The sequence below is a fragment of the Microcystis sp. M_QC_C_20170808_M3Col genome (assembly GCF_007095505.1).
Taxonomy (GTDB): domain Bacteria; phylum Cyanobacteriota; class Cyanobacteriia; order Cyanobacteriales; family Microcystaceae; genus Microcystis.
The window spans coordinates 1-23,827 of record NZ_SFBY01000042.1; the positions used below are offsets into that span (position 1 = coordinate 1).

23 protein-coding genes and 1 pseudogene are annotated in these 23,827 nt (G+C 44.2%); 15 read left to right on the forward strand and 9 right to left on the reverse strand.

The genetic code is table 11. From position 1 onward, the window contains the following. Both EWV84_RS02255 and psbC read left to right on the forward strand, forming a co-directional pair. Positions 1-150: pseudogene (locus EWV84_RS02255) on the forward strand (photosystem II protein D2); the annotation flags it as partial. Further along, positions 134-1,516 carry a photosystem II reaction center protein CP43 gene (gene psbC / locus EWV84_RS02260; protein WP_287076143.1) on the forward strand — a complete coding sequence of 461 codons (1,383 nt, stop codon included), beginning with the start codon at positions 134-136 and terminating at the stop codon, positions 1,514-1,516. The pseudogene EWV84_RS02255 and the gene psbC, both read left to right, overlap by 17 nt. Before the next feature lie 105 nt (positions 1,517-1,621). Here the strand turns inward: psbC and EWV84_RS02265 are convergent, their stop codons facing one another. The 7 genes from EWV84_RS02265 to hbs all read right to left on the reverse strand — a co-directional run bounded on the left by EWV84_RS02265 (position 1,622) and on the right by hbs (position 7,985). Further along, positions 1,622-2,392, reverse strand: coding sequence for an ABC transporter permease (locus EWV84_RS02265; RefSeq protein ID WP_287076144.1), 771 nt, complete (start codon positions 2,390-2,392; stop codon positions 1,622-1,624). Positions 2,393-2,404: 12 nt separating this feature from the next. Further along, complete coding sequence (locus tag EWV84_RS02270; protein WP_287076146.1) at positions 2,405-3,613, reverse strand: ABC transporter substrate-binding protein; 1,209 nt, start codon at positions 3,611-3,613, stop codon at positions 2,405-2,407. Between the two features lie 4 nt (positions 3,614-3,617). After that, positions 3,618-4,400, reverse strand: a complete 783-nt coding sequence (locus EWV84_RS02275) for an ABC transporter ATP-binding protein (RefSeq protein ID WP_287076147.1) — start codon at positions 4,398-4,400, stop codon at positions 3,618-3,620. Then, positions 4,397-5,512: an acyl-CoA dehydrogenase family protein gene (locus EWV84_RS02280; protein ID WP_287076149.1), complete on the reverse strand. Its 1,116-nt coding sequence runs from the start codon at positions 5,510-5,512 to the stop codon at positions 4,397-4,399. Before EWV84_RS02280 ends, EWV84_RS02275 begins: the two co-directional genes overlap by 4 nt. A gap of 12 nt (positions 5,513-5,524) precedes the next feature. Next, positions 5,525-6,055: a DUF4242 domain-containing protein gene (locus EWV84_RS02285; protein ID WP_287076151.1), complete on the reverse strand. Its 531-nt coding sequence runs from the start codon at positions 6,053-6,055 to the stop codon at positions 5,525-5,527. Positions 6,056-6,393: 338 nt separating this feature from the next. Continuing rightward, complete coding sequence (gene cobD / locus EWV84_RS02290; RefSeq protein ID WP_287076153.1) at positions 6,394-7,449, reverse strand: threonine-phosphate decarboxylase CobD; 1,056 nt, start codon at positions 7,447-7,449, stop codon at positions 6,394-6,396. A 233-nt stretch (positions 7,450-7,682) separates the two neighbouring features. Next, a complete protein-coding gene (gene hbs / locus EWV84_RS02295) occupies positions 7,683-7,985 on the reverse strand; it encodes a non-specific DNA-binding protein Hbs (protein WP_002778840.1) in 303 nt (100 codons plus the stop codon). Between the two features lie 546 nt (positions 7,986-8,531). On the opposite strand from hbs, the gene EWV84_RS02300 reads away from it, so the two are divergent. Together EWV84_RS02300 and ureE are read left to right on the forward strand one after the other, a co-directional pair. Next, the gene (locus tag EWV84_RS02300) at positions 8,532-9,017 is read left to right on the forward strand and encodes a DUF4168 domain-containing protein (protein WP_287076179.1); all 486 of its coding nucleotides are present in this window, start codon (positions 8,532-8,534) and stop codon (positions 9,015-9,017) included. Between the two features lie 77 nt (positions 9,018-9,094). Continuing rightward, a complete protein-coding gene (gene ureE / locus EWV84_RS02305) occupies positions 9,095-9,571 on the forward strand; it encodes an urease accessory protein UreE (protein ID WP_079207696.1) in 477 nt (158 codons plus the stop codon). A gap of 481 nt (positions 9,572-10,052) precedes the next feature. Here the strand turns inward: ureE and EWV84_RS02310 are convergent, their stop codons facing one another. After that, complete coding sequence (locus EWV84_RS02310) at positions 10,053-10,700, reverse strand: Uma2 family endonuclease (protein ID WP_002759554.1); 648 nt, start codon at positions 10,698-10,700, stop codon at positions 10,053-10,055. A 241-nt stretch (positions 10,701-10,941) separates the two neighbouring features. Between EWV84_RS02310 and EWV84_RS02315 the strand changes: the two genes are divergently transcribed. Then, positions 10,942-11,223: a hypothetical protein gene (locus tag EWV84_RS02315; protein ID WP_287076157.1), complete on the forward strand. Its 282-nt coding sequence runs from the start codon at positions 10,942-10,944 to the stop codon at positions 11,221-11,223. 23 nt (positions 11,224-11,246) lie between these two features. Here EWV84_RS02315 and EWV84_RS02320 read toward each other — a convergent pair whose 3' ends face one another. Further along, positions 11,247-12,227 carry an aspartate carbamoyltransferase catalytic subunit gene (locus EWV84_RS02320; protein ID WP_287076159.1) on the reverse strand — a complete coding sequence of 327 codons (981 nt, stop codon included), beginning with the start codon at positions 12,225-12,227 and terminating at the stop codon, positions 11,247-11,249. An 83-nt stretch (positions 12,228-12,310) separates the two neighbouring features. On the opposite strand from EWV84_RS02320, the gene EWV84_RS02325 reads away from it, so the two are divergent. From EWV84_RS02325 to EWV84_RS02370, 10 genes are all read left to right on the forward strand, one after another. Then, entirely contained in the window at positions 12,311-12,934 is a 624-nt protein-coding gene (locus tag EWV84_RS02325; protein ID WP_287076161.1) for a GUN4 domain-containing protein, read from the forward strand. 92 nt (positions 12,935-13,026) lie between these two features. Continuing rightward, positions 13,027-14,484, forward strand: a complete 1,458-nt coding sequence (locus EWV84_RS02330; RefSeq protein WP_287076163.1) for an efflux RND transporter periplasmic adaptor subunit — start codon at positions 13,027-13,029, stop codon at positions 14,482-14,484. A 5-nt stretch (positions 14,485-14,489) separates the two neighbouring features. Continuing rightward, positions 14,490-14,984 carry an ureidoglycolate lyase gene (locus EWV84_RS02335; protein WP_287076165.1) on the forward strand — a complete coding sequence of 165 codons (495 nt, stop codon included), beginning with the start codon at positions 14,490-14,492 and terminating at the stop codon, positions 14,982-14,984. A gap of 499 nt (positions 14,985-15,483) precedes the next feature. Continuing rightward, the gene (locus EWV84_RS02340) at positions 15,484-15,882 is read left to right on the forward strand and encodes a hypothetical protein (protein ID WP_287076167.1); all 399 of its coding nucleotides are present in this window, start codon (positions 15,484-15,486) and stop codon (positions 15,880-15,882) included. A gap of 19 nt (positions 15,883-15,901) precedes the next feature. After that, on the forward strand, positions 15,902-16,294 hold the full coding sequence (locus EWV84_RS02345) for a hypothetical protein (protein WP_287076169.1): 393 nt from the start codon (positions 15,902-15,904) through the stop codon (positions 16,292-16,294). Positions 16,295-16,317: 23 nt separating this feature from the next. Next, positions 16,318-17,700, forward strand: coding sequence for a vWA domain-containing protein (locus EWV84_RS02350; protein ID WP_287076170.1), 1,383 nt, complete (start codon positions 16,318-16,320; stop codon positions 17,698-17,700). 77 nt (positions 17,701-17,777) lie between these two features. Beyond that, positions 17,778-18,332 (forward strand): FHA domain-containing protein, encoded by a 555-nt coding sequence (locus EWV84_RS02355; protein ID WP_287076172.1) that lies wholly within the window; start codon positions 17,778-17,780, stop codon positions 18,330-18,332. A gap of 64 nt (positions 18,333-18,396) precedes the next feature. Next, the gene (locus EWV84_RS02360) at positions 18,397-20,220 is read left to right on the forward strand and encodes a protein phosphatase 2C domain-containing protein (protein WP_287076174.1); all 1,824 of its coding nucleotides are present in this window, start codon (positions 18,397-18,399) and stop codon (positions 20,218-20,220) included. Positions 20,221-20,251: 31 nt separating this feature from the next. Continuing rightward, complete coding sequence (locus EWV84_RS02365) at positions 20,252-21,226, forward strand: hypothetical protein (RefSeq protein WP_024968985.1); 975 nt, start codon at positions 20,252-20,254, stop codon at positions 21,224-21,226. A gap of 32 nt (positions 21,227-21,258) precedes the next feature. Beyond that, positions 21,259-23,376, forward strand: a complete 2,118-nt coding sequence (locus tag EWV84_RS02370) for a serine/threonine-protein kinase (protein ID WP_287076177.1) — start codon at positions 21,259-21,261, stop codon at positions 23,374-23,376. Positions 23,377-23,827 lie beyond the last annotated feature (451 nt).

Consider the following 23,827-nt stretch of genomic DNA (forward strand, 5'->3'; position numbering starts at 1 on the left):
AGAGCGGCCGAAGACCCGGAATTTGAAACCTTCTACACTAAAAATATTCTGCTTAACGAAGGTCTGAGAGCTTGGATGGCTCCCCAAGACCAACCCCACGAAAACTTTATCTTCCCTGAGGAGGTTCTCCCGCGTGGTAACGCTCTCTAATATCCCTACCGCTACCGGTCGTGACCAAAGTTCCACTGGCTTCGCTTGGTGGTCCGGTAACGCTCGTCTTATCAACCTCTCCGGTAAACTGCTCGGCGCTCACGTCGCCCACGCCGGTTTAATCGTTTTCTGGGCTGGGGCAATGACCCTGTTTGAAACCGCCCACTTTATCCCCGAAAAACCGATGTACGAACAGGGTTTAATCCTGCTTCCCCACTTAGCTACCCTCGGTTTTGGGGTCGGTCCTGGTGGTGAAGTAGTCGATACCTTCCCCTACTTCGTCGCTGGTGTTCTGCACTTAATTTCTTCGGCTGTACTCGGTTTTGGTGGTATCTACCACGCTATCCGCGGACCGGAAACCCTAGAGGAATACTCTAATTTCTTCGGTTACGACTGGAAAGACAAAAACCAAATGACCAACATCATCGGTTATCACCTGATTCTCTTGGGTTGTGGTGCGCTGTTGTTGGTATTTAAAGCCATGTTCTTTGGCGGTGTCTATGATACCTGGGCTCCAGGTGGCGGTGATGTCCGCATCATCACCAATCCTACCCTCAACCCCGCAGTTATCTTTGGTTATCTGACCAAAGCTCCCTTCGGTGGCGAAGGCTGGATTATCAGCGTCAACAACATGGAAGATATCATCGGCGGTCACATCTGGATTGGCTTAATCTGTATCGCTGGCGGTATCTGGCACATTCTCACCAAACCTTTTGCTTGGGCGCGTCGCGCTCTCATCTGGTCTGGAGAAGCCTATCTGTCCTACAGCTTGGGCGCTCTTTCCATGATGGGTTTTATCGCCGCCGTTTACGTTTGGTTTAATAACACCGCCTATCCCAGTGAATTCTACGGTCCCACTGGCATGGAAGCTTCCCAAGCTCAAGCTTTCACCTTCTTGGTGCGTGACCAACGCTTAGGTGCTAACGTCGCTTCTGCCCAAGGCCCCACCGGTCTAGGTAAATACCTGATGCGCTCTCCCACTGGCGAAATCATCTTCGGTGGTGAAACCATGCGTTTCTGGGATTTCCGCGGTCCTTGGTTAGAACCCCTCCGTGGTCCTAACGGTTTAGACCTCGACAAAATCAGAAATGACGTACAACCCTGGCAAGTACGCCGCGCGGCTGAATACATGACCCACGCTCCTTTAGGTTCCTTGAACTCTGTAGGTGGCGTTATCACTGACGTTAACTCGTTTAACTATGTGTCTCCTCGCGCTTGGTTGGCTACCTCTCACTTCACCCTCGCTTTCTTCTTCCTGATTGGACACCTCTGGCACGCTGGACGCGCTCGCGCCGCCGCCGCTGGTTTCGAGAAAGGAATTGACCGCGAGACTGAACCCGCATTGGCAATGCCTGACCTCGACTAATTTCGCTTAGTTCGATGGCAGCGGCTCCCGTCTAGTTGGCGGGAGCCTTTTTGCTGTCAATATTAGACATTGACATCCTCATGAGGAAATAGTTGAACCAATAGGCTAATCTTGATGCGTCCAAGAGCGATGAGCCAGACGCAAACCCCAATCGAGCAGATAACCAATCGCGCCAATAACGAGAATCACCGCCATCAACTCTGAATAAGCGAGTCGATCGCGTGTATCGAGAATATAATAACCCAAACCCGCACTAACCCCCAGCATTTCCGCCGGTACAAGAACGATCCAGATAATACCTATAGCCAAACGGAAACCAGTTAAGAGATGGGAGATGATCGCAGGCAGAATAACCTGGAAAACCGTTTCCCCTCGGGTAGCACAGAGACTGCGGGCTAAAGTCAACCAAGAGCGATCAACCGCGTTAACCCCGGCAGCCGTATTGAGAAGGATCGGCCAGATAGCCGCCACCGTCAGCAAAAAATACACAGGTAGATCACCAATTCCCAAAACCATCACCGCTAAAGGCATCCAAGAAAGGGGCGAGATCATGCGTAGAAATTGAAATACGGCCGACAAAGCTGATTCAAGGGAGCGATACAACCCGATTAATACCCCCAACGGCACACCGATGGCACTAGCGAGAACCAAGCCCACAATAACCCGGCGGCAACTGGTGAGGATATGGGGCATAATCTCCCCCCGAACAAAAAGATGTAATAAAGCGACAAAAGATCGCTCAGGGGAAAAATCATTTAAAATCGGATTTGAGTGCCATAGAGGACTGGTAAATAGCCACCAGAGCAATAATCCAAAGCCTATACCCCATAAGGGTAGTAAAGATATTGGCGGGGAGGTCAAAGATTGTGACTTCATGGGTTCAGACCTTTAAAATTTGATCGTCTCGATGCGGGAGAGATTATTCGGTAAGCCGAAAGCTTTCGGTCCGCCCACCTGTTGCAAGGCATTACGGACAAAAGAGTCATCCACGAGATCCCGCGCCACCTGTCGGGGTTGCAGTTTTTGGAGAAAATCCGTATTTCCTTCTACCTGAGTAGTTTTTAGCAAGCGTACCAGTTCCTCCGTATAGGAAGGGAAAGGATAGGGCTGGAAATCAATCCGGTTGACTTGCCAGTCTGGATTCTGGATCGCCCCGTCTTTTTTATAGAAATTGCGATCGTAGTAAGTAAGCGCCCGTTGCAATACTGGCAGCGGGTGAGGCGTATATTTTCCACCATCTTTAGAGAGAATCCTGGCCACTTCGGAGCGATTGCCCCGGGACCAGAGTTGAGCTTTAACGAGGGCGTTTACCACCTTCTGCGTCCATTGTTTCCGTTGCCTAATATCCTCCTCGTGAACAAAGACGACGCAACAGGCGTGATTCTTCCAGACATCGCCGGTGAAACGGAGAACCCTACCGGTTTTTAGATTTTCCGCCGCCGCGTTGAAAGGTTCAGCCACGATATAACCACCGATGCTCTTATTGGCGAGGGCTGATACCATATCCGGGGGCGGGAGAACCACTAGATTAACCTCGTTAGGAGCGATCGGCGCGTCCTTGGCTTTGCGAACTATTTTCAGCCCGTTACGTTGTAAGAGTTGTTGCAAGACCAAATTATGAATCGAATACCAGAAAGGAACCGCGATCGTTTTACCTCCCAATTCCCTGGGATTTTCAATATCGGGAAGGACGGTGAGGGCTGAGCCGTTGGTATGGTTCCAAGCGACGATTTTAGCGGGGAAATTGCGCCCGTAACGAATCCAGATCGAGGTGGGAAAAAGAACATGAATAACGTTCACCTGCCGAGCGAGAAAGGCTTCAACAATCTGCGCCCAAGAGCGGAATAGGCGCGGTTGTTCTGCCGTTAAACCTTCCGCTTGATAAAGTTTTCGGGAGTGGGCCACCAATAGGGGGGCGGCATCCGTAATCGGTAGATAACCGATTTTCACAGGCTGGTCGTTGGCATTGGCGTTAACGGGGAGATTCCCACTATCGGCGGCGATCGCTGCTCCGAAGGAACTGGTAAACAGTGCCGAAAGTTTCAGGAAATCTCGACGGCTCATGCCGCAACAAGCACAATTATCGTCTAGGTTCATAAATTTACAGTGTCATTACAAAGGCTAATTCTTGAAAAATTGACCGGCGTAGATCACTCAAAAGCTTCGCTGACTCGAAACGGGGTTTCGGCATCGAGATGGTCCATTCTCGGCGGATGCCCACTGGATGACGGCCCATGAGAAGAACTCGATCGGCCACTAATAAGGCTTCATCGATGTCGTGAGTAACGAGGAGAACCGTGCTGTTATAGAGAGCTATGACTTCTAGGAGGAGTTTTTGCATCTCGAAACGGGTGATCGCGTCGAGGGCGCTAAACGGCTCATCAAGGAGGAGGAGAGAGGGGCGGCGGGCGAGGACGCGGGCTAGAGAAACTCTCTGAGCCATACCGCCCGATAGTTGATGAGGATAGGCACGCTCGAAGCCCTCTAGTTTCACGCTTTTAACAGCGGTGTGAACCCTTTCGCATAATTGCTGATGATCGAGGCGGGGCATCCGCTTTAATTTCAAACCAAAAGCCACGTTTTGCCAAACGGTTAACCAAGGTAAAAGGGCGGGGGATTGAAAGACGATCGAGCTGCGGATGTCTGGTGCTTGTAGGGGTCGTGAGTGCAATTGTATTTCTCCGCCATCGGCACTTTGCAAACCAGCGGCGGTAGCAAGGAGGGTAGATTTGCCGCAACCACTAGCCCCAAGCAAACAAACCACCTCACCGGACCGCACCTGTAGGTTAATATCCTCAAAAACGGTACGGTAGCCATTGCGGGTTTTATAGCGTTTGTGGAGATTTTTCAGGGTGAGGACGGGGTAATCAGTGGCGACGCTCATTCCCTCACCCCCGCTCGATCGAGTTCGCCAGTGAGAATTTTATCGGTAGAGGACTGACGTTGTAACTCTCTTTCTAGTTGAATCAGGCTCGGAGTTAACACTGGTAAAAAGGCGACCTCGCGCAGCCGTCGCGCCGTGTCGCTATTACGAAAATAGCCTTTTCCTCCCTTAATTTCCGCTTCTAACCATACGGATTCCACCGCTAACCGGGTAATGTCCACTCTGAGGGTGAATAGTTGGCGTGTTCGTCCGAGATCGAAGCTTTCTAGGGTGCTGAATTGCTCGATTTTCTTTTCTAGACGAGTCAGACGCTCGCGGGCGAAGAAATAACGATTGCTCGCTACCGCTGCCTTTCCCCCTAAACTTTTCTCCGTCTCCCCAAGGGATTTACGCGTAATGCCAAGGGCCAGTCCGCATTGTAACAGCAAGAAACAGGGGCGGACTGAGGGTAAAAATTTTTCTGCTTCAAAGCTGATAATCCAGTCGTGAGATAACTGAACTCGATCGAATTCAAGGGTACTGGTGCGGGAAGCTTGTAAACCCAATAATTGTAGGTCTTCACCCCGTTTTAACCCCTCTGCGAAAGAGGGAAGGGCGAGGATAAGAGTTTGTCCAGATGTAGTTTGAGCGGCAACGGCCACTATGAATTCTCCGTTAGAGTCGAGATTAGAAGCCCAAGGCAGGAAGCCATTAACAGTGACGTTTTCTCCCTCGATCTTTGCTTGTAAACGCAGCTCCTCGATCCCGCCGAGGTACTTCATAGCGTTAGAGAGTCCTGTTGCCCCGGCTATCTCTCCCTTGAGAACAGCAGGTAGAATTTTGTTTTGTAGGTAAGTGTTATTACTGGCCGCCAGATATTGGCTGAAGACGCGCTGACACCAGAAAACAAAACCGGTGGTGAGGCAGCATTGGGACACAGAGGAGATCGCCTCTACTGCCTGTAATAAGGAGCCACCCCGGCCCCCTAAGCTTTCAGGTATAGCATAGCCGAACCAGCCCGATTCTCCTAGCTTGGTTAGGGCCCAACCGAGGTTGAGATTAGCTGTACCGTTGTTGAGGTCAGTGGCTCTTTCTTCTAGAAAAGAACTGATTTCGGAGCCTCGATCGAGCATAATTGTTCTCTCCTAGGGGTGAATATTTTCAATCGAGGTCAAACTATCTATAGGTGCGCCGACCACTTCTCGGGCTCTTTTTACCGCCGCTTCATCGGGACTATCGTAGAAACAGAGACATTTAGTCAAGTCTTCGCAAACATAGGTACGCTCGAAACTGACTTCAGGCACTTGAGCGTAAAGGGGGGTTTTCTCCGCTTTTCGTTGCAGGTAAGTTTCCATCGTTAGCCCCGGTGGTAAATTCCACTGTACTAGATAGTTGGCTTTGTCTTGGCGCTCTCGCACAGTGGCTAAGTCCTGCCCAATCAAGCGCATTTCCTTGATTAGTTGCCAACTGAGCCCAGCGTTTTCTAGTACTTGTTCGAGGGAGGCGCGATCGATCGCTTTGATAATCAGGAATAACCGCCCCTCTCTTTCACCGATTAGGGCTTCGATTAACTCTCCCTGGGATTTTGATGCGAGTGTGGCAATGCGCTCCAATATCTCGCTCACCTCTTCTTTTGTCCTTTCTTGTCGATCATCCTCTACTAGATATAGAGTCATAATTCATCTGAAATACATTTACAATACATTTGAGTTTACTGTCTTTGAGAAAAAAAAGCAATATCTGAACTTTCCCCATACAGATATACTACAATAGCCGAAAACCCTTATCTATCAAAGGTCACACAGATTAAGCCCCAGCAATGTACCCATGTAAGTAGAAGGTACGATTAGAGAGGGAAGTTATCGTTTTTCTAAGATAAATCGACCGAATTCTCTGCAACAATCATGCGTTAGATTTATTGGAAGTTTCCTTAATTTGTACCCAGTAACGGGGGGAGTTAATCTGGTGTATTGCTAATACGGCACAGGTTATGGCCTTTTGTCAAAGGGGAAGTCTAATTATCAGACGCGGCTAAAATACTCTCTAAAGCCGATAATAATCGTTGATTTTCTGCCGGTAAACGGACAGCTACCCGAAAATAATTGCTGCCCAATTCGGGGAAACTGAGACAATCGCGGATGAAAATTCGATGATATTTTAATAAAGCTTCCTGTAGGGGTAAACAGGAAGATTGAGATTGTACTAAGAGGAAGTTAGCGGCACTGGTTTGGGGCTGTAATTGCGGAAAATTAGCTAATCCCTGCCATAAATCCTCACGGGCTGCTGTTAACCAATCCCAAGTTTGTTGTTGAAAATCCCTATCTTCAATTCCCGCAATAGCGGCAACCACAGCCAAATTATTCACCGACCAAGGATCGCGCCATCTTTGCCATTGTAACAGGCGATCGGGATGGGCGAGGACGTATCCTAGACGTAAACCGGGGAGACTGTAAAATTTAGTTAGGGAACGCACAATCACGAGATTGGGATATTCCGGCAAGAGAGATATTAAACTCTCCTGTTGTTGCGGGGGTAAAAAATCCATAAAAGCTTCATCCACTACCACCAAACCAAATTGCGATAGATAGGGACGAATGGCCGCCACCGTCCAGAGTTTCCCCGTGGGATTGTGGGGATTATTGAGTAATAAGCCTTGTTTTTCGGGATTAACCGGCTTTAAACTGGTTAAATCTAGGGAATGTTTGCAGATTTTCCCGCCAAAACTTTTTAAAGCCCGTTCGTAATCATTAAAAGCGGGTGTTAGTACATAAACACTATCAAATGCTGCTAATTCCCGACCGGCCCAGGTTAATAACTCAGCCGCACCATTGCCGGGGAGAATCCAATCTGGCCCGATATTGTGCCATTGGCCGAGGGCAGAACGCAACTGCCAATACGCGGGGTCAGGATAACGAGTCAGACTGGTTAAATGGCTTTTAATAGCGGTTAGGGCGCTTTCCGGCGGACCGAGGGGGTTGATACTGGCAGAAAAATCGAGAATAGAGGAAACTGGACAGCCGGCAATGGCGGCCGCCCAGTCAAGATTACCACCATGTTTAGGTCTAGGCAAAAGACTTACAGCGATCGAAGCTCAACAGTAATTAGGGTTTGCGGCAAAAAGTTTTCCCTGGGGGCAGGGTGTGGGGTGTGGGGTGTGGGGTGTAGGGTTTTACCTATTTTCAGGTGGTCAACTACCTAATTTTCAGGGAAAAAGTCCCTGAATTTTCCCCCCGATCACCCCGGGCTAAGGCACTCTTTGATGGGAAAAAAGTCTAAAAGTCTTATCCAACAAGGTTTTTAGATTTATTCAGCCAGCCCTAATTCTTCCTTATCTGGGGCTACTCTGTCTTTAAACAGTTTACCCGCCGAGAAAGCCGGGACGCGAGTGGCCGGAATCTCCATCTTATCGCCGGTTTTCGGGTTGCGTCCTTCCCTGGCCTGACGTTCCCGGGCCTCGAAGGAACCGAATCCTACTAGGGTTACTTTGTCCCCCTCAGAAACCGCTTCGATAATGGTTTCGATGGCGGCAGTGAGAACAGCATCTGCTTGTTTTTTGGTGACAGAGGCTTTGAGAGCGATTTGATCGATTAATTCACCTTTATTCATGCGCTAACTCCTTGTTTTGCGGTTTTTCTGAGTTTAGGGTGGTTGTCAGTAGTTTATGGTTCCCCTGTGGAGGACTCGCCAGGATCGAGATCACTAAATAATGCCTCAAATCCTCATTGGCTATATATTCCACTGCATTATTCTAAGCGGGAATTGTCTCGATCGGAATCGCTGAAACCTTTAATTTATCTAGATTTCCTCCTGATTCCTCGCCACTGGAGACACAAAAAGGGAATAAGCGAGAGATTAACAGCGATATAAGCTAATAAAAAGAGATTAGGGGGCTAAATTGCCGATAAATATTCTCTAAAAGCGATAGGCATCCTAACTTCCCAAAAATCGTTCATCGGTTCTCTCCAAGATTTTTAACTAATTTTGCCCCTAGAAACGTTAAAAAAGTTTACCAAAGCAATTTCTGCCCAAAAATTAAGGTTCGGGCCCAGGAGATATTGGCTAGAATTGGAACTTATGATCGTTAAAAATATTCAAAAAAGCAGGATTTAACTGGAAAGTTTGCTATCATTATCTATTCAGCGACAAACTCGCATGGTGATTTACTGCTATCCCCTAGCCGATCTAGGTCAAAGCTTAAGACGTTCTTTTATTGTGACTTTTTTGGCAGTAATCGCCATTCTTGGCGGTGTGATTCCCGAATTTTCTTGGACGACGGATGTGGTTAGTTTTCAGTCCTCCGCTTATACTCAAGATTTTACGGCTGACCAAATTAAACGTTATGCCAAAGCAGTTTTGTTGATCGAAACCGAAAGAAAACAAGCTTATCAGGCAATTTCGCAAATTTTAGGCAAAAGTCCCCCAGTAATTACCTGTAACCACCGGGAAAGCTTTAATAATCTTCCAGCTAATGCCCAAAGAATTGCCGTCGATTATTGTAATAACTCAAAAAAGATTGTCCAAGATAGTGGCTTCACCGCAGCTCAATTTAACGCCATTACTAACCGGATTCGTAGCGATGATAGCTTGAGACGACGGGTGCAAAATGAGATGATTCGTCTGCAACGGGAGAATAAATAGAAAAAGTTCCTCAGTTTTTCGGGTCAAGCTGGAGTCAGGGCTACAATTAAGAATGTTTTTTCCCATTGACTACTACCATGTTAACTTTTACCGAGCGCTTACCCCCCCGTCATACCGCTAGTCCACCTCCCCCAGAAACGGTAGTTTTTAGCCTTCTACTTACGGCCGAAGAACGCACTCGCAGCCGTTATCGTCTCGACAGTCCCGAAGGTTTTTCCCTCTGTTTTCGTTTACCCCGCGGCACAATTCTACAGGATCGCGATTTCCTGCGGGGGGAAAACGGCGAAATTATTCAAATTATTGCTAAACCAGAACCAGTTATCACTATTACCGCCCCCTCAACCGATTTACTCCTCAAAGCTGCCTATCACCTCGGTAATCGTCATGTGGCCTTAGAAATTAACCCCGATTACCTCCGTCTGGCCCCCGATTCTGTCCTACAAGCAATGTTAGAAGGTTTGGGATTAACTGTAACTGAAGAAATCGCCCCCTTTAACCCCGAAATCGGCGCTTATCAGCATTATCATGACCTGGAAGAGGCAAAAAAGGGATAGTTAGCTAATCTTGCCCAATGCCCTTTCTGATTTAGAGTAAGCAAAAATCAAACTCGGTTTCGACTTACCTCTTTTCCTACCATAAATTGTAGTTTTTGGGCATTATCTTAACAAAATTTAACTGACAAGAAAACAGTAACTTTTTAACAGCCTCTACGGGATATTTTCTTAATCAAGAGGCTCTCATTCTGCTAGTTTCTAGAATTTTAATCGGCCTCGGTGAATTGATTAATTATCAAAGTAAAAATCGAACTACGAGGAATGAATAACCATGGTACTTTCAGAACTAGCACCAACGGCTGTAACCTCTGTCCTGTCTGATTTATCCACACCCACTGAGGTTAAAAAATCCCCTGCTCAAAACAATGATCTAATCTATTTTTGTGAACTAGATTCTAGTAACAAACTGAATCATTGAACCGCAAGAAGTTTATACAACTCTCGACGGACAAATTTATCTAAGTCAAAAATGTTAGGATTTTCAACTATTATCTATATTTTCCGTCAGCCAATTTTTAAAGTTTCTGATGGCTTCACTTCTCCCCAGTTGTTGACTTTGTTTAACAAATTGATTAATTAATTCAATAATCGGAATCTGAGGAAAATTGGGACTGCTTAAAGACTCAATATATTCTCCTTCTTGTAATAAATTAATCTGTAGGCCACTTTGAGTATAACGCCACAGTTCGGGAACACCTAACTGTCGATAATTATCTAAATAGGTACGGGAAGTAATATCAATTTCTAGGACTAAATCAGGGGGGGGATCACTTTCTAAATTAAGTCTATTTTTGCCAATAACGGCTTGATAGTTTTTAATATAAAAACAGGCATCAGGTTCAACCGCTTGATTCATCCGCTCGTTTTTAAATGTTGTTGATCCTAACGGTTCAAAATCAATATTGAGTACTTCTAACAAAAACTGAACCATATAACTAATGATTTCTTTATCTTTTTCATGTTCGGGTAAAGGTACCATAATTTCTAATATTCCGTTACTGTAGGATAACCGAGAAGCACGACTTTCTCCTAATTCTGATAATATTGTCTCAAATTTTTGCCAGTTAAGCTCTTTTAAAAGTAACTGTTGACCGGGATTGACGATAATTTGTTCTAAGGCTAATTGCATGGCTTTAGCTGAAAATGTTGATTTCTTAGTTTAATTATACCCTTCCCTTGAGAACGGAATTCGGTATCGGTCAAAGTTTCTAGAAAAGCCCCAGGGATAGCTTGAGTATTTATACTTATTGCAATCTAGGTATGCTTCCCCTAAGATATAGTTCGTCGGTAATCGTGCCGAACTAATTACCGAAAACTTGGGTCTAAAACCCTTGCAATGATGTTTTTATTGTATTCAGGAAGTTGAAAAAATGAAGACCAAATCGATAATAAGCTTACTATCCCTTAGTATTATGGGAATGTCAATCTATGCAGGTCAAGCTAATAGTAGTGATTATCGAGCTTTGACCGCAGAAGAAAAATCACGGTTGACTGATACTTTGTTAAAACAGGGCTGTAGGAATCCTAGAGCGATGAAATTTGATGTTGAGACTAACCTATTTGAAGCAGAAGATGCTGTGTGTGACGGAGGAAGAAAGTATGATATTTACCTTGATAGAAACTTTAGGATTGTTTCAATGAAACCAGACTAAAAGAGCAAATCCCTGAGAAGCTTTTACTGGTCGCTGCGAAGATTACCGATGAGGTATAACAAAGCCATTCTGACAGCGACACCACTGGTAACTTGTTGGGAAATCAGACTAAAATCGGGATCGTCCATTAAATCGGAACTAATTTCCACTCCCCGATTCACAGGACCGGGATGAAGTACCTTAACCCCCGGTTGACAGGATTGCAAACGAGGACGAGTAATGCCAAAACTTTGATGATATTCCCGTAAACTGGGCAAAAGATTGGCAGTCATTCGTTCTTTTTGCAGTCGCAGGGTCATAACAAAATCGGCCTTTTCTAAAGCTGGTTCTAAATCCCAGTGGAGAAATAGGCGATCGCACAATTCCCCAAAATATTTCGGCAGGAGGGTGGGGGGTGCGGACAAATGTACTTCTGCCCCAGCCGTGGTTAAACTCCAGATATTAGACCGAGCGACACGAGAATGGAGTATATCCCCAACAATAGCGATTTTTTTGCCCTCTAACAGTTCTAAACGGGGATTTTCTTCATCTAACATACAACAGATCGTAAACAGGTCTAAAAGTCCCTGGGAGGGGTGTTCGTGTTGACCGTCCCCAGCATTAAGAATACTGACCCCCGACTGCAAACGATCCATTTCTGCGGCAATTAAATCGGGAACTCCCGACTGTTGATGTCGAATGACAAAGATATCCGTACCCATGGCCACATAGGTTAAAGCGGTATCGAGAATCGTTTCCCCCTTAGTCAAACTGGAACTACCCGGGGCAAAATTGAGAACATCGGCCGAGAGACGTTTGGCCGCTAGTTCAAAACTACTACGGGTGCGGGTGGAAGGTTCAAAAAAAAGATTTGTCACCACTTGACCTTGTAGGGCCGGCACTTTCTTGGTACGTCGGGAAAGAACTTCACGAAAACTAGAGGCCGTTTGTAGCAGGGTTTGGTATTCTTCCGGTTGCCAGTCTTGCAATCCCAAAATGTGGTGTCGGATCCAAGTGAAAGCCATAGGAGTTAAGGAGGCGGTAAAAACGGCAAATTTCGTCTATGCTATTGTAGGATTTCTTTGCATCAGGTTAATAAATAGGGTTTATGAGAATTAATTTTTCCTTGTGTCAGATCACTCTTGCGATCGCTTTATTTCTCAATCCCTTGCCGCCGATCGTTGCCCAGACTGCCACCTCTGGGGAAATGGTATCACCGACCACGGGCATTAATTACACTCGCCTGAAAAATTTCCTCGCTCAACAAAATTGGCGACAAGCTAACGATGAAACCCGTAATTTAATCCTGAAAGCAACCGGACGGGAATTACAGGGCTGGTTTACCATGGAAGACCTGCAAAAATTGGCCTGTTGGGATCTGCAAAAGATGGATCAACTCTGGAAAGAAGCTTCCGGGGGTCGTTTTAGTTTCACTACCCAATTTCGCATTTTTATCGAGACAGGTAATCGACCGGGCCGCTTAGTGGCGATCGAAAATTTTCAAACTTTTGGCGATCGAATCGGTTGGCGTAAAGATGGTGATTGGATTATTTTTAAAGAAAATCTTAACTATACCCTCAATGCTCCCGTCGGTCATCTGCCGGCGCCCCGGGACGAATACCAGATCGCCGGTGGTCGCCTAGAATACACCACCCTCGCCCAAAGATTAGTTACCTGTAATATTGTTAGCTTAGGGCAAAGCAAACAAGAATCACGGCGATCAATTCTGTAGAGTAAAATTTAAGGAAAAGCTTCTCTCCTCATCCTCCTCTTCTTTTTCCGATTTACTAGCACTTTTTCTGCCAAAAACCCCCAAATTTAACAATGATTAAACGATCCGTTAACGTATCGACAGCGATCGGTTCGTCGATCGCCGTTTCCCTAATTGTAGCTGGTTGCGCCCCCCAAACCCCCCAGGCCACAGGACCGGCGGCCGTTCCCGTCAAACTGCAAACCCTCGGCACCGACAAATTAGTGCAAAGTAGCGAATTTGTGGGTACTTTGATCGCCCAAGAGCGTGTTAGCGTCTCCCCCCAGATTACTGGTCGGATTCGGTCTATTTTCGTTAAATCTGGCGATCAGGTAACTCAGGGACAAAAAATCGCCGAATTGGATCCCGAACAACAACAGCAACAGGTAAACGCCGGCATCGGCCAGGTAAATTCGGCCAAAGCGAACCTCAATGCGTCTGAGGCGGATTTAAGGCAAAGACAAGCGCAAGCATCCGCTAATAAAGCCCAAATTGCCCAGAATCGGGCAAATGTGGCCAATGCCGAAGCTAATGTTAAAAGTCAGATCGCCACGTTGAGCGCCGCCGAAGCCGATTTACAGAGAGCGAGAGCTAATTTAGATTTAGCGGAAAAAAACCTAAAAAGAGCCGAATTTCTGGTCAAACAAGGGGCACAGCCCCAACAGGACTTAGATGATCGCCGCCGCGACATTCAGGCCGCCAGGGCGGAAGTAGAGGCCCGATCTAAAAATCGTGATGCGGCCCGTCAACAGGTGACGGCGGCTAGAGCTACCCTACAGGCAAACAAAGAAGCATTAAATATCGCCATTCAAAACGAATTAGCGTCACAGCAACAGGTGGCGGCGGCAGCGGCAACGGTGAACAGTCGTCAAGCGGCGGTAGCCAGCACTGAGGGGCAATTAGGGGCGACGCGTCAGAATTTAGTTTTTAACACCATTACCGCCCCGATTGCTGGTTTTGTCGGCGATTTTAATCAAAGAAAGGTCGGCGATATTATCTCCCTAGGTGAAGAATTAACCTCGTTGACTAACAATAAAACTTTGGAACTAAATGTGCAGATTCCCGTGGAATTACAACCGCGTCTGCGTGTCGGGTTGCCCGTGGAAATTATTAATCCTGATGGCAGTGCGGGGGTTCGCGGTCAAGTAACTTTTATTTCCCCCACCGTTTCCCAAGCTACCCAATCGGTTTTAGTGAAATTTTCCTTTACTAATGATGGCAGTCTTCGCAATAATCAATATGTGCGGGCGCGGGTAATTTGGGATCAAAAACCGGGGGTATTAATCCCCACCACGGCAGTGACTAGCATCGGGGCGCAAAATTTTGTTTTTGTGGCCGAAAAAGAAAAGGCTAAAGAAGGTCAAGAAAATGCCGAGGAGCGTTTAGTGGTAAGACAAAAACCAATTCAAGTCGGCACAATTCAAGGGCAAGCTTATCAGGTTATTTCTGGAGTAAATGCCGGGGAAAGAATTGCCGTTAATAATATTCTTTCTCTCCGAGATGGTACAGCTATAACTGTTAGTCAGCAGTAATTTTTATGAGTAATTCGATTACCGTTCGTCCCCTGGCATCGCAACTAATTACCGCCGAGAGTTTCCGTCCCTACGGTCAATTAATAACCCCTAGTCATGACGGGAAAATATTTGATGAAAGCGATGCACAACTGCATTTAAAAAACGGTGTGCCGCGCTTTTATATTATGCGTTTACAGACTCGCGGACGTAAATTTAAGCGAATTACTCGTCATAGTCAATGTACCCAATGTCTTGGTTCTTTGGGGGGACAAGAGTGGTTTTTAGGAGTGGCCCCCCCTAGTCCTCAGACTCAACCGGATTTAGAAAAATTAAAGGTTTTTCGCATCCCCGGGGACTGTTTTATTAAATTAGAGGTGGGAACTTGGCACGCTGGCCCACTTTTTGATCAACCAGCGATCGATTTTTATAATCTCGAATTGAGCGATACTAATATTATCGATCATTTTACCTATAATTTTGCCCAAGAGCAGTCAATAGAATTTGAGATTGTTGATTGAAACAATTAATTTTTTTACCTAGGGCTTGCTGAATATCGGTGAAAGCTGACAGGGGTAAAATGTGAGTTCGATGCAGTTTAAAAAAGGCAGAAGGTAGAGCAGGTAAGCTTTTTGCCTCTAAATCCAGAGAAGGCTTAATAGGATTATAAGTGTAAGCAATGAGACCCCCTAAAATGTTAACTAGAAAATTCCAGATACTAAGCTAAACGGCGCTTAACCTGCATGATCCAATAGCTATAACCCTTTTGGAGTCTATATCGGTGATCCGAAGTAAAAGCCGTCTAGCTTACTTTGAATTGGCACTATTTGTCGATGCCAAGTCAATGACCGATCTTACTTTTCCCGCTAAGTCTGAAAACGATGACATAATAAGGGTTTCAAGCTATCCACAGTTTTCAATAAGCTAGTCTTAATGACAATAACCGACGAGAGAATAGGACTTCGAGATAGGGGGAAATCAAAGGATCACTCAACTAAAAAGATAACGGGAAAAGTCAGAATGACTGATAACTTATTCCTATCGGAATTTTTAACACTTCTGCATAAATCACAGGTCTTCTGGCGAAAATATAATATACACCTCCAAAACCAAAATGCAGAACTTATTGGGCGAGATCAGGCGAAATCTCAGAAAACCCCTAATTTTTGGATTATGTGGTGCGGGGGGATGTCTGGTAGCGGCGATCACGCTAGGAGAGGTTATGCCCCGATCACGGCTCAGGTTTTTCAAAAAGGGGAAATCATTATCATGCAGTATAACTCGTCCTATGGACAAGCCAAGGGAATGAAAAAACTAGAGCATCAATTAAAGGATGGTGATCGCCGGAAATTTGGACAGATTACGCTAGAGGTAAAAACATCGCCCGAACCGTCCAATCGAATACTATCAACCCATTAATCTTATTTTAGCCGCCCAAATGGTAGTCTATAAATTCTTTCTTCACCTGAAAAATTCGCCAGAAAGATATGATTATCCTCTAGATCTAACCGCCGATCAGGAAAATGATCCTGAAGCTATCTTCACCAAGGAAATTCGCCAAGCAATCCGAAAACATTTTCAGGCCAGAAGCTCATGCTCTATCAACGATCACCGTCTCAATCAAATTATCGCCGCTTGGGTCGAAGATATCCGAGAAGGCTATCGAGAAACTGTCCTGACCCTAGATTTACCCCTACTGAGCGAGTCGAACCTTGAAAACATCCAAGACGAAGGAAATCAAGAGTTACCCCCTCTTTTTACCCCCGATTTAGGGGCTATAGAACCCATGGAGGGAATGTTTCCCCCTTTAGAAGACATTTTCAACACTTAACCTATTCTCTGAAGGAAATTTTAATGCTTAACGTATCTATTACCCCCCATCGAGAATTTTTACCGGCCGATACTCCAGATCAGCGACTGTTTATTATGCTGAAGTTGCGACCCACTAGAGAAGTCGCTCAAACCCGTCCTTCTACTACCTTTGTCTTTCTAATTGACACCAGTGGCTCGATGTACGAAATTGTGGCCGGCGATTTTCAACCCACCGGCGAAACCTATATACAAGATGGGAAGAAATACACGAGAGTGGTGGGCGGCATTGCCAAAATCGACATGGTTATTGAGTCGCTTCGCACCCTGATTAATTCAGGACGCTTCACCCCGGAAGATCGGATTGCTCTGATCCAATTTGACGATCAAGCCTCTACTCTGATTGGCTTAACACCAGTTACCCAAACCCGTCAACTGGAAGATGCGATCGCTAAACTGCGAAATTTTAGCGGTGGAACTTGTATGGGGAGAGGCATTAATCAAGCCCTGGCTCTCCTAGCTAATCAAAGCATGACTAGCCGCCATACCATGATCTTTACCGATGGCGACACCTTTGATGAAGATGATTGCCAAAACTTAGCCCAACAATTTGCCAGTCAAGGGATTTCGATTACGGCGTTGGGTGTGGGCGAGTTTAACGAAAACTTGCTGACAGACATAAGCGGCAAGACGGGAGGGCATTGCCGTCACATTGTTCCAGGAACGGCTAGTGGTAACGATGTTTCTATTGCCGATCTTCCCAACCTCCTACTGGCAGACTATCAGCAAGCCCAGCAAGAAGTGATTAACAATCTTGTCCTGAGCTTAAAAACTGTTCAGGGAGTCAAACTTCTGCGCGTTACCCGTGTTTATCCCGATTTGGCAGAATTTTCCTTAAATCAAGCTCCCTATCCGATTGGTGCCGCCAAAGCAAAGGATGAAACCATCTTTATCTTAGAATTTGCTATCGATAGTCGTCCTAGTTCAAAAATTCGTCTGGCTCAACTGGGCTTGACTTATGACATTCCTGGCTTAAACCGACGGGGGGAATTACTACCGCAGAACGTTGTTGTCCAGTTTGTGCCTGGACAGGGGGGGACAGCGCAGGTCGATCAAGAAGTTATGGGATACGTTCAACAACGTAATATTTCCCAATTAGTTGACGACGCAACTCGCATGTCGGAGAGTAACCCCCAACAAGCGGAAAAACTCCTAGAAACTGCCCGTCGCATCACGGTTCAAATTGGCAATGATGCCATGCTCGAATCTCTCAATGAAGGGATTGAAGAATTACGCAAAACTCGTCAGATTTCCTCTGGAACCCGCAAAACTGTCAAAATGGGATCGAGAGGAAAAACTGTCAAGATGGGCGATGACCTCAACGACGATCTCTCGGAAGAAACTATTCGGAAACTAACCGGTACTTGAGCAGACTTCTTGCACCGAGTCAGACAACAGTGAGATTAATTTCAATCTAATTAATTCCTCAAAAAGGAGAAAAACCAATGGCTATTGTTTGCAATGTTTGCGGCTATGATCAAAACCCCCAGGGAGCAGAATACTGTGATGCTTGTGGTGCAGAATTGACCGCATCGCCATCACCTACGCCTCCAATCCCCGATCCCATCCCGGAACCCACACCCAGGCCAATTCCCCAACCGATTGCCCCGACGATAACACTCACGCCAGAGCCGCTGCCCCAACCGATTACTCCGGCGATAACAACAACTGCCCGACTGATTGCCAAGCACCCTAACGCCCCAGTTGCTGAATTTTTCATTGATGGTTTTACCTTGATTGGCATCTTTGACTCGGACACCGGACCTGTGGATGTGGACTTGGAAAAATTCCCCGATAACGAAACCGTTTCCCGCAACCATGCGGAAATTTATCCCGATGGAGGAACTTGGAAAATTAAAGACCTTGGTTCTCTGAATGGGGTTTTTATTAAACCCATCGGTCAAACTCGCTTTAACGCCAGAATAACTGCCCCGACCCCTCTGAGTTCCGGTGATGAGATTGCGATCGCTAAAATTCGCTTTCTTTTCCAAACTCCTTAACATTTCTTGGGGTGGTTAGCCCCACCCCTATTGTGTTCGACTAAAGTTTTAATGGCTCACTCTCATGACTTCACCATCAACTGAAAACTCCCCCCCCCTCCTTATTCGAGAAAAAGAATCTTTTTCTCTAGGAGATTACCAGATAGAAATTATTGCCTATCTAGGGTTATTAACCGCAGATGTTTATTACTTCAAAGTCAAGTTTCAGCCTATTGCCGATCTCGATGGGGAAAAGGGTGAAACATCTTCTCAATTGGGACTTTTGCGTGTCGGCTCTCTTAATAGTAGTCTCGATCGGGAACTGCAACTGAGAAAAATTCTTCAAAACTACAGCTTGCTCGCTCCACTTATCGCTGATATTCAAGTAGATTCAGCTATTATTAACTCCCTATCAATCAAGGAAAAATCCCAAGAGGTAAATGAAAAACAAAATGAAGATATTGCCCCTGAACAAATAGTCTCAGAAAATTCTGGATTTGTCAACATTACTTCAACAAAAGATGATGATTCTGGAGAAAATCCGTCCACAGAAACAGACTATTTAGAAGAAGAATACTACCCAGAAACAGCAATTGAAAACGAGACGAAACCAGAAAAACTTCTTCTGTTAACGCGATTTCCTCAAGAAAACTTGACTTTAGAAGCTTGGCTAAAAGAAGAACATTCTCAAGAAGAAGCACTGACGTTAGTAATTCAAGTCTGTCAGTTATTTTCTTATATAGCTAAACAAAACTGGTATTTAATTAACCTGCTTCCCCAGTTTATAGAAATAGACAAACCCCTCAAAATCTTTGACTTAACCTGCGCTTACTCAATTGAAGAAAGCCTAACTTCTGGCATTATTGGAGATTATTGCGCTCCTGAACTTGCAGCAAGTCGCTCGATCAATGAATCAATGAGCAGTTATACGATCGCTGCTTTATTGTATCAAACTACCCATCAAAAATTACCCCAATCTGACCAGATTATTAGTTTAGAAATTGCTCCGATTCCGCGTCTTTATCAACTGCTGAAAATTGCCTTGTCCTCTCTTCCAGAAGAACGCTTTCCCCTGGCTCAATTTCTCAGCTTATTAATCGAAACTCGCCAGTCACTGCGAAGTCGGAAAGTGCAGTGGAATATTGCCAGTTATTCAACCGTTGGACTTTCAACAGAACGCTTACAGAATGAAGATAACTACGGTGTAAGACAACAACACCTCAGCAATTCAGAAACCCTTATTTTAGGCGTTGTAGCTGACGGTATGGGGGGAATGTCCCAAGGAGAAGTAGCTAGTCAAATTGCTGTTAAAACTATATTACAAGACTCCTTTCCCCCAGAATTTAAAACAGAAGAACAGCGGAATGAATGGCTACTCAATTTATTTCAAAAAGCCAATATATCTATTGCTGATGCTGTTCGTAATGGCGGAACAACTTTAAGTGCTGTATTAGCGATCAATGATAGCTTAATGGTAGCTCATGTGGGAGATAGTCGAATTTATTTAATACGACAAGGAAAAATCCAACAACTAAGTGAAGATCATTCACTGGTAGCTATGTTAGTGGCTAACGGGGAAATAACAGAAGAGGAAAGCTTAACCCATCCAGATCGAAATGTCTTACTTAAATCTATCGGTTCAAAAAAACATTTAAGTGAAGGCTATGTGCAGAATTTAAGTCGCACCACTAGCAATTTATCAATGACTTTAGAAAATGAAGATATTTTACTTCTCTGTTCTGACGGGGTTTGGGATTTAGTACCGACTCAGGAACTGGCGGAAATTTTTAGTCAATTTGAATCTTTACAAATGGCAGTTGATCAAACCATTCAAAGAGTTATTAATAAAGGAGCAACCGATAATGCAACGCTTTTAGCTCTGCAATGTTTTATGATTTATGGCAACTAAACAATATTTAATCAATCAATGAGGTGTAAATATGTCTCAAAAAAACTTGAATGTTTCAGTGTTAAAATATTTTTATCCTCTGGGTAAAAAAGTTAGAAATTTGATCATTTCTCTATCTACAATCGCTGTTATTTTATTGCTAATAGATATGATGATTCTTAATAAAGAGTGTGAAAAAAGTGGCAAGGATAACAGTTGGGCTTGTGTGATATCCCCTATATGTGTTGAATTTTATGCTTCTATTTTTGTTTTAGCATTTACTTTATCATCTATTGAATTAGCCTTTCGCAACGAGATGCTGGAAGAGATACAAACAATATTTCAGTCGAGCGAAGCTACTAAATATCTAAAAGCAGTTCATCCTAAAGTAGCTATTCATAGAGAAATGGTTAGAAGTAATTTAAGACAACTTGATGCCCATGAGCAAATAAAAATGCTTTGCTTATCAGAAACCGTGAGAATTCTGAATGATGATGAGATTGGCAAAAAAGTAATTGTCGAAAAATTACAAAATAATTGTCAATTTAAAATTCTCACTCTCCATCCAGACTCCCTACTTTTAGATTGTTTGAATAATGTTAAATTTAACAGAGATAGACAAAACCTAGTCAATAATCTCTCACCTTTATTAAAAGAGCTATCTAGAGAATTGCCAGGGAAAGTATTGCAAGGTTCTCTAGAAGTTCGTCTGCACAAAGATGTTTTCTCACCCTTTTGTTATTTTTCAAGCAAACAATTAGAACTGATCTGGATTTACTGTTTAAATTCGGCAGGTTTTGAATATCCTGCCTTTGAGATTTTACATATTGATATTATCAAAGAAATTTCGGAACACTTTGAGACTATTTGGTCAAAAAGTTCTAGTTCAATTCTTTTTAAATTTGAAAAAGGAGAGATTATCGTTGATAAAGTCGATCATTATTTACATGGTATACAACCAGAAGATGAACAAATATCTCAAAATAGAGAAGCAAGAGAAAATGCTGAGAGTAATTTCCCTAACTAACAATAATTATAAGTCTCAAAGACAATAAAAATATGTCTATCCTCTGTCCAAGCTGTCTAACTGATAATCCCGATGGAACACAACAATGTATTAGTTGTGGTTTTAATCTCACCCCTGTATCCCCTAACAAAACTACCACATCACTCCATCATCTCAGCATCGGAACTTTACTCAAACAGGGACAATATCAGATCGAACAAGTTTTAGGTGAAGGGGGGTTTGGCATTACCTATAAAGGAATTTATCGAGCGAATAATGCTCCTGTGGCTATCAAAGAACTTTGGCCAGAAAAATCCGCTAGACAAGGGAATAAAGTTATTTGGCCTGCCTCTATTTCTCCTCAAATAAAACGACAACAAATAAGTAAATTTAAGCTAGAAGCTAACCATCAACAAAAATGTAATCATGCCAATATCCCTAAAATTTATGATTGGTTTGACGAAAACGATACAGTTTATATTGTCATGGAATTTATTGCGGGAAAATCTCTTTTTAAAATCCTGACCCAAGAAGGAAAGCTAACTGAAGATCGAGTTAAACGCTATTTTCTGCAAATTGCTGATGCCTTAAAAACCGTCCAAAATAATAATTTTTTACACCGGGATATTAAACCTGACAATATTTTAATTGATCCTCAAGATAAAGCGATTTTAATTGACTTTGGTGCGGCGAGAGAATTTATTGCCGGTCAAACAGGAGACATGACCAGAACCTTAACACCGGGTTATGCTCCTTATGAACAATATAGTCAAAGGAGTAAACGTTTTCCTGCCACCGATTTTTATGCTTTTTGTGCTTCAATCTATGAACTTTTAACTGGGCAATTACCAGCTGAAGCACCGGATAGAGCTAGTGCATTATTGCAGCAACGTTCCTCAGATCCTCTCATTCCACCCCGACAACTCAATCCAGATATTTCTAATTTAATGGAAACTGTTATCCTAACCGGAATGAGAATTAATGTTGAGGATCGTTTCCAAACTGCTGACGAACTGATTGATGCGCTCAAAGGTCAATTTGTTTCTCCTTTACAAAAAAAAGCAAGAGAGTTAGTTAAACAAGGAAAACTTGTCGAAGCAGTTCAAAGTTACGAGAAATGTTTAAGCAACGAACCCAATAATGGTGCAGCCGCGGTTGAACAAGCGTTATTGCAGATACATCTTAATGATACTCAAGCTGAAATTGCTGCCAAAAAAGCGATTCAACTAAACCCTAATGATGGTAGAGGGTACGGAGTTTTAGGCTTGGTATATTGCCATCAAAATAACTGGGAATCCGCCGTACAACAACTACAAAAAGGGGCTAAACTTTCACCTCAAGCTCTTTGGATACAAGTTAATTTAGCCTGGGCTTTCGGTAAAATTGGTCATTGGCAAGAAGCAGAATCCGCTATCAACACAGCCCTAAAACTTGATAGTAACAATCTCTTTGCTCTCGGAATTCAAGCTTGGATTACCTTCAATCAAAATCAATTTAAAGCCACTATTGGTGCTGCTAGTAAAGCAATTACTAAATCCAAACAAAACCCCTCCCAAAAGAATCAACAAATTCAATATTGGGTTTATCCCTACCTGCTTGCCGCTCTTGACAAAGCCACCACTAGCCAACAAAGCCAAGATTTAGACCGGCGCATTCAAGACTGTCTGACTCAAATTCAAGACCATCCCTTTGCTTGGGGTTTCAAAGGTTGGAAACAAGCTCAACAAGGGTTATGGAGTCAGGCTCTTCCTTGCTTTCAACAAGCTAGTCGTCACCCCAACGCAGCCGCCTGGGTGCTTATCAATACGGCTATTAGCCATGAGCATCTCAACAATCCCTCGGAAGCCCTTCAAATTTATCAAACTTACCTACACAACAATGGTCAGGAGCCTTTTATTGCCTATCGACTAGGAACATTACTTGCTCAATTGGGACAATGGAAGCAAGCGAAAACTCATCTGGAGCAGGCGATTCAACTCAAACCTGACTACCCTGAAGCCTACCACAATTTAGGCTGGGTATTACTTAATCTAAAAACTGCCGATGAACAAATCCAATATGCCCGCGAACTGTTATCCTACTATCGTCAAGCCATTACTCTCTACAATCAACAAGGTAAATCCCATCTAGCCGGAATGCTCGCTCAAGCTTTAACAGAGGCTGGCGTTTAAAGGCTAAGAAATGTAAAAATAACTTGCTTTTGCAAAGTTAACCTGCTATAGTCGCAAAAAAACTGTTTTACAGTTTCCTCCCAAGAGCTATTTTTCTACTTCCCTAACCGCCACGACTTCGTTGATTGTTATTGTTTTTTTATCTTAAATGTCGGGTGAAGACCCTCAGTTTGACTGACGGGATGAAACCCGACCAATATAGAACAGCACTTCGACAGGCTCAGTGACACGAAGCACCACTAAATCCTTGACAGTTTTGTGCGGGATATGTTAGAACAAAATAAGTTGTTTGAGGTCGATAAACAATGATTGTCTTAGAAATGAAGGCGGTAGTCAAACCAAGTCAGTGTTCTGCCATTGATGAAGCTATTCGTACAGTACAATTCATCCGTAATAAGGCTTTAAGGCTTTGGATGGATGCCAAGAGAGAAGACAAAATCGATAAATATTC

What these genes read in the sequence shown, in the direction of transcription:
- EWV84_RS02320 (WP_287076159.1), bottom strand. Translation starts at nt 12,227, where the DNA reads ATGGCTTTCACTTGGATCCGACACCACATTTTGGGATTGCAAGACTGG.
- EWV84_RS02280 (WP_287076149.1), bottom strand. Translation starts at nt 5,512, where the DNA reads ATGCTCGATCGAGGCTCCGAAATCAGTTCTTTTCTAGAAGAAAGAGCC.
- EWV84_RS02300 (WP_287076179.1), top strand. Translation starts at nt 8,532, where the DNA reads ATGGTGATTTACTGCTATCCCCTAGCCGATCTAGGTCAAAGCTTAAGA.
- EWV84_RS02360 (WP_287076174.1), top strand. Translation starts at nt 18,397, where the DNA reads ATGACTTCACCATCAACTGAAAACTCCCCCCCCCTCCTTATTCGAGAA.
- EWV84_RS02310 (WP_002759554.1), bottom strand. Translation starts at nt 10,700, where the DNA reads ATGCAATTAGCCTTAGAACAAATTATCGTCAATCCCGGTCAACAGTTA.
- EWV84_RS02350 (WP_287076170.1), top strand. Translation starts at nt 16,318, where the DNA reads ATGCTTAACGTATCTATTACCCCCCATCGAGAATTTTTACCGGCCGAT.
- EWV84_RS02325 (WP_287076161.1), top strand. Translation starts at nt 12,311, where the DNA reads ATGAGAATTAATTTTTCCTTGTGTCAGATCACTCTTGCGATCGCTTTA.
- EWV84_RS02365 (WP_024968985.1), top strand. Translation starts at nt 20,252, where the DNA reads ATGTCTCAAAAAAACTTGAATGTTTCAGTGTTAAAATATTTTTATCCT.
- EWV84_RS02285 (WP_287076151.1), bottom strand. Translation starts at nt 6,055, where the DNA reads ATGACTCTATATCTAGTAGAGGATGATCGACAAGAAAGGACAAAAGAA.
- EWV84_RS02335 (WP_287076165.1), top strand. Translation starts at nt 14,490, where the DNA reads ATGAGTAATTCGATTACCGTTCGTCCCCTGGCATCGCAACTAATTACC.
- EWV84_RS02275 (WP_287076147.1), bottom strand. Translation starts at nt 4,400, where the DNA reads ATGAGCGTCGCCACTGATTACCCCGTCCTCACCCTGAAAAATCTCCAC.
- EWV84_RS02355 (WP_287076172.1), top strand. Translation starts at nt 17,778, where the DNA reads ATGGCTATTGTTTGCAATGTTTGCGGCTATGATCAAAACCCCCAGGGA.
- hbs (WP_002778840.1), bottom strand. Translation starts at nt 7,985, where the DNA reads ATGAATAAAGGTGAATTAATCGATCAAATCGCTCTCAAAGCCTCTGTC.
- EWV84_RS02315 (WP_287076157.1), top strand. Translation starts at nt 10,942, where the DNA reads ATGAAGACCAAATCGATAATAAGCTTACTATCCCTTAGTATTATGGGA.
- EWV84_RS02345 (WP_287076169.1), top strand. Translation starts at nt 15,902, where the DNA reads ATGGTAGTCTATAAATTCTTTCTTCACCTGAAAAATTCGCCAGAAAGA.
- EWV84_RS02340 (WP_287076167.1), top strand. Translation starts at nt 15,484, where the DNA reads ATGACTGATAACTTATTCCTATCGGAATTTTTAACACTTCTGCATAAA.
- EWV84_RS02265 (WP_287076144.1), bottom strand. Translation starts at nt 2,392, where the DNA reads ATGAAGTCACAATCTTTGACCTCCCCGCCAATATCTTTACTACCCTTA.
- EWV84_RS02270 (WP_287076146.1), bottom strand. Translation starts at nt 3,613, where the DNA reads ATGAACCTAGACGATAATTGTGCTTGTTGCGGCATGAGCCGTCGAGAT.
- EWV84_RS02330 (WP_287076163.1), top strand. Translation starts at nt 13,027, where the DNA reads ATGATTAAACGATCCGTTAACGTATCGACAGCGATCGGTTCGTCGATC.
- ureE (WP_079207696.1), top strand. Translation starts at nt 9,095, where the DNA reads ATGTTAACTTTTACCGAGCGCTTACCCCCCCGTCATACCGCTAGTCCA.
- EWV84_RS02370 (WP_287076177.1), top strand. Translation starts at nt 21,259, where the DNA reads ATGTCTATCCTCTGTCCAAGCTGTCTAACTGATAATCCCGATGGAACA.